12 protein-coding genes are annotated in these 8,215 nt (G+C 34.1%); 4 read left to right on the forward strand and 8 right to left on the reverse strand.

Annotation, left to right across the window (positions count from 1 at the left end):
- The first annotated feature begins 200 nt into the window (after positions 1-200).
- A complete protein-coding gene (locus EC501_RS17655) occupies positions 201-1,157 on the forward strand; it encodes an alpha/beta fold hydrolase (RefSeq protein WP_122973657.1) in 957 nt (318 codons plus the stop codon).
- Positions 1,158-1,245: 88 nt separating this feature from the next.
- The gene (locus tag EC501_RS17660) at positions 1,246-1,836 is read left to right on the forward strand and encodes a hypothetical protein (protein ID WP_122973658.1); all 591 of its coding nucleotides are present in this window, start codon (positions 1,246-1,248) and stop codon (positions 1,834-1,836) included.
- 283 nt (positions 1,837-2,119) lie between these two features.
- Here EC501_RS17660 and EC501_RS17665 read toward each other — a convergent pair whose 3' ends face one another.
- The 4 genes from EC501_RS17665 to EC501_RS18765 form a co-directional block, all read right to left on the reverse strand.
- Entirely contained in the window at positions 2,120-2,569 is a 450-nt protein-coding gene (locus tag EC501_RS17665) for an AraC family transcriptional regulator (protein ID WP_122973659.1), read from the reverse strand.
- Between the two features lie 445 nt (positions 2,570-3,014).
- Positions 3,015-3,218 (reverse strand): tautomerase family protein, encoded by a 204-nt coding sequence (locus tag EC501_RS17670; protein ID WP_122973660.1) that lies wholly within the window; start codon positions 3,216-3,218, stop codon positions 3,015-3,017.
- Positions 3,219-3,240: 22 nt separating this feature from the next.
- On the reverse strand, positions 3,241-4,284 hold the full coding sequence (locus EC501_RS17675) for a YbfB/YjiJ family MFS transporter (protein WP_338322906.1): 1,044 nt from the start codon (positions 4,282-4,284) through the stop codon (positions 3,241-3,243).
- Positions 4,274-4,426, reverse strand: coding sequence for a YbfB/YjiJ family MFS transporter (locus EC501_RS18765; RefSeq protein WP_338322907.1), 153 nt, complete (start codon positions 4,424-4,426; stop codon positions 4,274-4,276). The genes EC501_RS17675 and EC501_RS18765 overlap by 11 nt, the downstream gene beginning before the upstream one ends.
- Positions 4,427-4,552: 126 nt before the next feature.
- Between EC501_RS18765 and EC501_RS17680 the strand changes: the two genes are divergently transcribed.
- Positions 4,553-5,431 carry a LysR family transcriptional regulator gene (locus EC501_RS17680; protein WP_122973661.1) on the forward strand — a complete coding sequence of 293 codons (879 nt, stop codon included), beginning with the start codon at positions 4,553-4,555 and terminating at the stop codon, positions 5,429-5,431.
- Between the two features lie 185 nt (positions 5,432-5,616).
- Positions 5,617-5,985, forward strand: coding sequence for an iron chaperone (locus EC501_RS17685; RefSeq protein ID WP_122973662.1), 369 nt, complete (start codon positions 5,617-5,619; stop codon positions 5,983-5,985).
- 263 nt (positions 5,986-6,248) lie between these two features.
- Here EC501_RS17685 and EC501_RS17690 read toward each other — a convergent pair whose 3' ends face one another.
- The 4 genes from EC501_RS17690 to EC501_RS17705 all read right to left on the reverse strand — a co-directional run.
- Complete coding sequence (locus EC501_RS17690) at positions 6,249-6,716, reverse strand: DMT family transporter (RefSeq protein ID WP_122973663.1); 468 nt, start codon at positions 6,714-6,716, stop codon at positions 6,249-6,251.
- An 11-nt stretch (positions 6,717-6,727) separates the two neighbouring features.
- The gene (locus EC501_RS17695; protein ID WP_122973664.1) at positions 6,728-7,156 is read right to left on the reverse strand and encodes a DMT family transporter; all 429 of its coding nucleotides are present in this window, start codon (positions 7,154-7,156) and stop codon (positions 6,728-6,730) included.
- 82 nt (positions 7,157-7,238) lie between these two features.
- Positions 7,239-7,553: an ArsR/SmtB family transcription factor gene (locus EC501_RS17700; RefSeq protein WP_122973665.1), complete on the reverse strand. Its 315-nt coding sequence runs from the start codon at positions 7,551-7,553 to the stop codon at positions 7,239-7,241.
- Between the two features lie 85 nt (positions 7,554-7,638).
- Positions 7,639-8,215: IS3 family transposase (locus EC501_RS17705; RefSeq protein WP_148037843.1), on the reverse strand; the 577-nt coding region annotated here is incomplete at its 5' end.

Consider the following 8,215-nt stretch of genomic DNA (forward strand, 5'->3'; position numbering starts at 1 on the left):
TCATTTGCACGTATCACCTTTCATTGCTTGTTTCTCGACAATTCAAGTATATAGAAATCGGTGATTACGTGCTTTTTTATTTATGAAATTTTTTTAAACCCCAACAAATATTATAGAGCCATTTTTTATTGATTTTTATATGAAATAATGCAACTTTTATTTGAAATCAACGTAAAAAAGTAAAAAGAAAGGATGAATTGATGGCTGTCTCGATAATATTGATGGTGATTGTTGGAAATGGTTTACTGTTCATTTATAATCAGTGGCAATTTAAAAAGGCAGAAAAATTATATGAGCCGGTTGGGAAATTTATAACAGTAGATGATGATATAAAGTTACATTATATTTCAGAAGGTACCGGTCAACCAGTTGTATTTCTACATGGGGGAATACTCTCTAGCAGTGATTATAAAGAAACCGTTCAAATGGCAGCTCAGCAAGGTTATCATGCAATTGCCTTTGATAGACCTGGTTATGGATATAGTGAAAGGCCTAAAAAAAGAAAAATTACTCCCATTACGCAAGCTTCTATTATTCATAAAGCGTTAAAAGAACTTGGAATCAATGAACCAATCATATTAGTTGGCCATTCTTGGAGCGGTACGATGACCCTTTCCTATGCTCTACAATTTCCAAAGGAAGTTGCTGGAATTGTGATATTGGCAGGAGCGATGTATAAAGAGGGATACGCTGCAGAGAATGGTGACCTGTTATCAAAGTTCGTTACAACACCTTTTTTAGGAAGTATGATTTTAAATTTATTACTTAAAACACCTTTAGCAAAAAGTATGGCTTTCTCAATGGCCAAGCAAACTTTTGCTCCGGAGCAGGTACCAGAAAAGTATGCAAAAGAGCTATATGCAATCGGATTCCGTTCAAGTCATTTTAGAGCAAATAGGGAGGATGTGCTTGTATTCCCTGAAACCTCTAAAATCTTATGTGAAGAATATAAAAAAATTACAGTTCCTACAGTAATTGCAGTGGGAGAAAATGATCCATTTGGGGTGATTGATCAAGCGCGACGATTAAAAGAGGATATTCCCCATGCCACTTTAAATATCATTCCAGACATCGGACATATGATTCCAGAACTTCATCCAGAGATGGTCTTGGAAAATGTGAAATTTATATCTAAAAAAAATACGAGTATTGTTTAAAGTTGTTTATTAAATATCAAACGTAGGAGACTTAAGGGGATTTTAGATTTAATTTCCATTTAAACTAAAAGGGAGAGGAGTTTTATGTATGTTTAATAATGAACAATTACAAGACTTAATTGCTGGGAAAAGTGTTGGGAATAAGTTCCCCTATAGTATAAATGATGACCAAGAAATAGAAGCACATATTCGGCGATTATTTCATCGAATAAACCGTATTCCAAATTTAGTATGTGAAGCAGAGTGGAATCATTTTGGCAGTGGATACGCTTCCTTTGTTGAATTATTTTGTTATCGGAAAGAGGATGTTAAAGTTGTTGAAGAGAAATATGGGCGTCGAGAGATAAGGACAGATGGGATCATTATTGATATTTGTCGTTTAGCACCTGTTGCAATTATGGGTGAAGATGACAGATATAAAACAATACGTACCGAAACAAACGAAGTAGTTGGTGGAGCACATGGGACGTTACTTAGTGGTCCACATCGATTAAAAATAAGTAAAGATTTCCAAACAATTGCAGAAAACTTGAAACAAGTTTTGGAAGAGTTTGATTATGAGCTTTTAGAGGCTAAAGAATTAAATCAACCTTTATCTTTTCAAACGGAAATAGCAACAATTTATCGGGAACCTAGAGAATATTTAGTGATGGATGCGATTTTTTATTGGGAGGATTAGTTTAATTGTAATGTATTACTAAGTCTAATACGACTTGGATTGTTGTAAAAATTAACTCTCTTAATGTCTATCACTTTTGGAAAATTAAATAACTTGATGATCTTAATATATTTTCCATAAAAGCTTCCTTAAATTGAAGTATTCAAATAAATGAGAACATTCTATAAGTAGAGTTTAGAGGATTGAATTCGGTATTAAACCGGACTCAATCCTTTTTATTTTTCTTTTATTCGTTTGTAATTGAAGTAATGTAGAAATAACCTTATCAACAAATTAAACTATATCACTGTTTAATAGGTACACATATTTCACAATAAGGGTGACTAATCATATCACTAATGTACTTTTCCATAATTGGTTTATGATCGATTTGGAAATTGTTATTTTGTAAATGTTGAAAAATAGCCGGATATGCTTTTTGTATTTCTTCTGTTGTATGTTTTACTTCATAAACATAATACTCACCCCCAGAAAGTTCCCTTTCAAGAACTGAATTATCTACTTGAAAATCATTTGGAATGACAATGCAAGCATCGAATCTGCACTGATTAGGTGGTGTTGTTTCTGGGTTATCTAGTGGAATTGCAAACAAAATTGCAGAATTAAGAAGATTATTCTCCTTCGCCCATTTTTTTAACTTCTCCATTACTTCCATATTAGCAGGACCGTATTGACCAACACGTCGCATATAAGCAATACGATAGTTTGGAAAAGTTTCGATTTTATATTTCATTACGTTCCATCCCTTCTATCCATATTCTTTGGTACATTTCGAATGTAACATGTTATAAAACAATATTTCGATTAATTTTAAAAGTAATTTGAAAATTTATTATATAATTGAATGAAAATGAAGGGAAGGGGATGGAAAAATATGTTATACATCATCGGATTTATTGGGATATTTGTAATTATAATCTTCTTAGCTATGGTTAAAACAATAAAGGAAAGTCAACGTCGGAATCGGGATTAATAACTTTATTCCATCCAAATTTTTAAAAATTCACAAATTATTTTGTTATACGGTCGAATAAACTATGGGTGTAAATGTCGAGCAATACGGTTTGGTAGAAAAAATGATTAAAAGAAGACAATGAAAAAAGCAAAAAGGGAAGATGAATAGGAGAGTCTTCCTTTTTGCTTTAACATTGGATTTCAATTCGTTGTTATCCTTTTATTTACTGACCGTTTTTTCTTCGAACCGTTATCGATTCTCCTGCGATTCCCCAATTATCTGTATCAACTTCATCAATGACAACGACCGTTGTGTTCGGATTTTTATCTAAAACATCGACAAGTAATTGAGTGGCTCCTTTAATAAGGGCTGCTTTTTTTTCGGGTGTAACGTTTTCGTTGGTAATTTTAATATTTACGTATGGCATTAATATTTCCCTCTTTTCTTTTTTATTTTATGGCTGAAGTTTCTAATGGTGGTCTTCGTTCAAATCGAATCCCGCTTATAAGAAACAATGCGCCAATAAAGACAACGCCAGCTGCTCCTATCAAAGCAGCGTTATAACTTTGAGTGAAGGATGTTAAAACGCCAGCGATAGTCGGACCAATCATTTGGCCAATGGCATAGATAGCCGTAAGATAACTAATGACTCGACTACTATTCGCCGGGTTCATTTGACGGGCTAATGTAGTAGCAAGGGTAGTGATTCCCATAAAAGTTGCGCCAAATAATAGTGCAGAAATAATAAGACTTATTTGAGATGTCCAGAAAACAGGTAGAGCAATTCCGATAGCTTGTAAAATCATTGATAAAACTAATGATATTACAAAACCTTGCTTTTTTGCTAATGTTGACCAAAGTATACAGGAAGGAATTGCACCTAACCCAACAACAATCCAAACAAAGGATGAGTCCATTCTAAATGTTGGTGAATTTTCTGCAATCGATACGATGAATGTTCCTGTTACAATATAACCTAAGCCTTCTAACCCATAGGCAATCATTAACCATGTTAGCCATTTTGGGGGAGGTACTTGAATTTTTTCATCTTGTTTTTCCGTTTTTGTCAATGTGTTTAGGGAATCTTTTAGCCACATCCATACAAAGATCGTAAGAACTATGCTTACAATCGCTAATCCTATCCATACTCCTTCCCATCCAAACAAATCGTTAGAACTTGGAATGAAAAGGGTTGAAAAAAAGATCCCAAACCCAACGCCAGAATAAAAAATGCCTGACCAATTTGTTTTACCGGCAGAAGATAATTTATCTAATACAATACTAGAAGCGATAACAAAAATGAATGAACTGGCGATTCCTGAAACGAAACGAAGGATAAGCATTAAAACATAAGAGTGGGAAAGTCCCATAACGAAGGTGGTCAACACACTGATGATAAGACTAACTCTTAAAAAATTAGTTTTATGCTTTTTCAACGGAAGTAATCCTGCTACTATTGCACCAGCCAAATATCCAGCATAATTACTCAGCAAGGTAACCTGCTACTGTGTCAGAAAACGAAAGGTCTTTTTGCATGAGTGGTAGGATAGGTGTATAAGCGAATCTTCCAATTCCCATTGCAATCATAAGTGAGAAAATTCCTCCAACTAAAAATAAAATTAGATGCTTCTTCAAATGTTTCACCCCCTCGTTTTGTTTTTTATTTCTATCATTATCATATCTGTTTTTTGATATATGGTATAATACATAAAATTGATATGAAGTCATCATTAATTTATATATCAAAAAAGGGGGATGACGATGGATATCCAATCGTTAAAATTTTTTCGAGCTGTTGCAGCGTCAGGTAGTATATCAAAGGCGGCGAAGGAACTAAATTATGCCCAGTCCAATCTCACAGCAAAAATTCAACAATTGGAAGGTGATCTTCAAACGACGTTATTTTATCGACACAATCGAGGAACGACTCTTACGGATAAAGGGAAAGTATTACTTGTTTATACAGATAAAATCTTTCAACTTTTAGCAGAGGTAAAAGAAGTAATGAATGATAATGGAGTACCAAAGGGACCTTTAGCGATCGGTTCAATGGAAACAACTGCGGCAGTTCGTTTACCTGCTTTGCTTTCAAAGTTTCATCGTGAGTATCCGGATGTTGATCTTACATTAAAAACTGGTCCAACAGAGCAAAATGTACAAAGTGTTTTACAATATGAATTGGATGGCGCCTTTGTTGCAGGTCCTATTGAACATCCGGAACTTTCTTGTCAAACTTTTATAGAAGAAGAGTTAGTCCTTGTTACAGATACGTTCCATCAACCTTTAACTTCGTTAAAAGAGATACAAAATAGAACGATATTAGTATTTCGAAATGGTTGTTCTTACAGAGCAAGATTTGAAAAATGGTTACACCATGAAGGGGTGATACCAGAAAAAATAATGGAGTTTGGAACTCTTGATGGAATAATTGGTTGTGTATCTGCAGGGCTAGGTATCAGTTTACTTCCTCGTAGTGTAGTAGCTAAACATGTGAATGAAGGAGTGCTTGTCCAACACGATATCCCTGAACAATTTGGAAAAGTGAAAACGATTTTTATTTACCGGAAAGATAAATATTCGTCTACTTCCCTCGAGAAAATGATAGAAATGTTGAGCAGTGAAAAAATAGGTTTGGTTTAAAATTGCTCTGATGTAAACGGCAATTATAAAAGATATAGGAAGTAAACTACATATCACTCCATTAATAAGGGGTTAAATAAAATAATATATATCTAAAATGAGGGTTATTGTATTAAACTTATAGGAAATTTTAATTTTTCAGTATAAGCTTAAAATATATTATTTCTATTCTAGGAGGAGAAAATATGGAAGTATTCGCAGAATTTTTAGAGAAAATCGAAAATATGCAACATCGGGAACGAACAGAAGAAGTTTTAAGCTGGGTAAGTGAGAAATATCCAAATTTAACGCCAGTAGTTAAATGGAAGCAGCCTATGTTTACCGACCATGGTACATATATTATTGGCTTTAGTGTAGCGAAACATCATTTAGCTGTTGCCCCTGAAGAGGCAGGGATTACTCATTTTACTAATGAGATTGTGCAGGCTGGATATAGTCATACGAAAGGTCTCGTTCGATTCCCGTGGAATAGCCCAATTGATTACGCATTACTTGAAAAAATGATTGATTTTAATATTTTAGATAAAGCAGATTGTTCAACCTTTTGGAGATAACGGAAAATAGAGTAGAGAAAAAGTATTTTATAGTAGAAGAATCAACTAACCATTGAGCGCAATTCTAAAAATGAATTGTGTTCTTTTTATATATTCGAATTGGATATTTAACCTTTGCAACATACTGTGAAAATGAAGAAGTAAAGGAAAATTTAAAATTGGATTTAGAAACTTTTTTAAAACAACCGCTCTGGTAAATATTAAGTGTGAGGTACTTAATCAGCAATCCTCTTAAAGGGAGGATTGCCAAAAAGTGAATAGTATTATTGTGTATTCAGTATTTCCTTTGAGCGTTTATTCCCTTTATAGATAAAATAAAGAGAAAGAATCATAAATAATAATGCAAAAATACGTTTCGTATCAAATTCAATGACTAAACTATTAAACCATCCAAAATGATCAATGACTACGCCAATCACAAGTTGACCAGCTATTCCAGCAATATTCGTTGCAATAACGCCAATTCTAGGGACTGCCATAACCGTTAATAGTAGATACATAGTGCCTAATAATGCGGCACTTAATTGACATTTTGGCACATCAAAAAGTGCAAGCACATTTCCGCCACCGAAAAATAAAATGAAAATCGTAAGAAACATTGTTCCCGTTAAAAAGGTTAGAAATGTTGTTTCAATTGTCCCAGCTTTCCGACTAAATGTCCCGTTGATAGACGATTGGGCACTTAATGTGATTCCGCCAATCAATGTAAATAAAATCATAAATATCCCCATCATTAGTCCTCCTAGTTGATTAAAATAAGTGCAATAATCATTGATATAACCGCAAATATCTTTTCTTTATTAATCATTGTTTTTTTGCTGCCTAACCAACCGAAATGTTCAATCACCATACTCATTATTAGTTGTCCGATAATGACAGCAACCATTGTTATACCGACACCAACGAATGGGACACTGACAACGATCGATGTTAAATAAACAACACCTAATGCTCCTCCAAGTAATGACCATTTAGGTGCTTCAAATGTATAGGAAAGCTTCCCTTTCCCAAAAAAGAGTAACAATAATCCCATGATTATCGAACCCATAAAGAAGTTATAAAAACTTGTTTCGATTTGTCCAATTGTTTTTCCTAATTCTGCATAGATAGCTCCTTCAAAGCTAAGGGCTGCCCCTGCCAATAGTGCAAGTATATAAGATATAAATCGCATAGGGATATATCTCCTTTTTCATATAATTGTATATCTAGAAATATAGATATATGAGTTGATAAAAAACAGAAATCAACATTTACTAGATCTCTGTTTTAAAATAATTAGCTAATTGTTGAATAAATTCTTCATTTCGTCTGTAGTAAGTCCATTGACCATGTCGAATTGATTCAAGTAGACCAGCTTTTTGCATCATATTTAAGTAGCTAGAAACCGTAGATTGAGAAACTTTAGCCTTTTCTTGAATATCCCCAACACAAACTCCCCCTTTATAACTTACCTCCTTTGGTAGGTGAGCGCCTTGTTTTGGGAAATGTTTCTCGGGTTCCTTTAACCACTCTAGGATATTGAGTCTTGTTTCGTTTGATAACGCTTTGAATACATCAATAAGTTCCATGGGAGTAATTATATATCTAGATTTTTCGATATGTCAATTGGTAAAAGGGTTAACCGAGGAATGTCAACACAAAACCGGACAACCTTTATAAGGACCTATTCTTGAATTCCACAGGCGTTAAATAGCCTAGTGTTCCGTGAATTCGAATGTTATTGAACCAATGAACATAATCATTAAGTTCAAGAGATAGCTGTTCAAGAGAAGCGAAGTGTGCGCCATTTGCGAATTCGGTTTTAAATACTTTGAACATCGCTTCGGCCATTTCATTATCATAAGGGCAGCCTTCATACTTCTGAATCCCAAATGTCTCTAAGACCCCTGAAATGAGTTTGTTATCAAACTCTTTCCCACGGTCTGTGTGGAACATCTTCATGTTATGTAAATTCCCTTTTATGCTAGCTAATGCTTGATATACAAGGTCTGCTGTCTTATTTGGACCGGTACTGTGACCAATAATTTCTCGATTGAAAAGGTCGACAAATAAGCATACATAGTGCCATTTTTTCTCAACACGGACGTATGTTAAATCACTGACAACTATTGCGAATTGTTCTTCTGTTTTAAACTGCCGATCTAACTCATTTTTGATTGGTGCTTCATTACAGGTTTGCTTATGTAGCTTGTATTGGGCCACAGTATAATTTGATACCAGTCCTAATTGT

It is taken from the genome of Lysinibacillus halotolerans (assembly GCF_003711845.1).
Lineage (GTDB): Bacteria > Bacillota > Bacilli > Bacillales_A > Planococcaceae > Ureibacillus > Ureibacillus halotolerans.

Bases quoted from the DNA above. Each gene is read 5' to 3' on its own strand.
- EC501_RS17655 (WP_122973657.1), top strand. From the start codon at position 201: ATGGCTGTCTCGATAATATTGATGGTGATTGTTGGAAATGGTTTACTG.
- EC501_RS17695 (WP_122973664.1), bottom strand. From the start codon at position 7,156: ATGCGATTTATATCTTATATACTTGCACTATTGGCAGGGGCAGCCCTT.
- EC501_RS17680 (WP_122973661.1), top strand. From the start codon at position 4,553: ATGGATATCCAATCGTTAAAATTTTTTCGAGCTGTTGCAGCGTCAGGT.
- EC501_RS17670 (WP_122973660.1), bottom strand. From the start codon at position 3,218: ATGCCATACGTAAATATTAAAATTACCAACGAAAACGTTACACCCGAA.
- EC501_RS17700 (WP_122973665.1), bottom strand. From the start codon at position 7,553: ATGGAACTTATTGATGTATTCAAAGCGTTATCAAACGAAACAAGACTC.
- EC501_RS17660 (WP_122973658.1), top strand. From the start codon at position 1,246: ATGTTTAATAATGAACAATTACAAGACTTAATTGCTGGGAAAAGTGTT.
- EC501_RS17685 (WP_122973662.1), top strand. From the start codon at position 5,617: ATGGAAGTATTCGCAGAATTTTTAGAGAAAATCGAAAATATGCAACAT.
- EC501_RS17690 (WP_122973663.1), bottom strand. From the start codon at position 6,716: ATGGGGATATTTATGATTTTATTTACATTGATTGGCGGAATCACATTA.
- EC501_RS17665 (WP_122973659.1), bottom strand. From the start codon at position 2,569: ATGAAATATAAAATCGAAACTTTTCCAAACTATCGTATTGCTTATATG.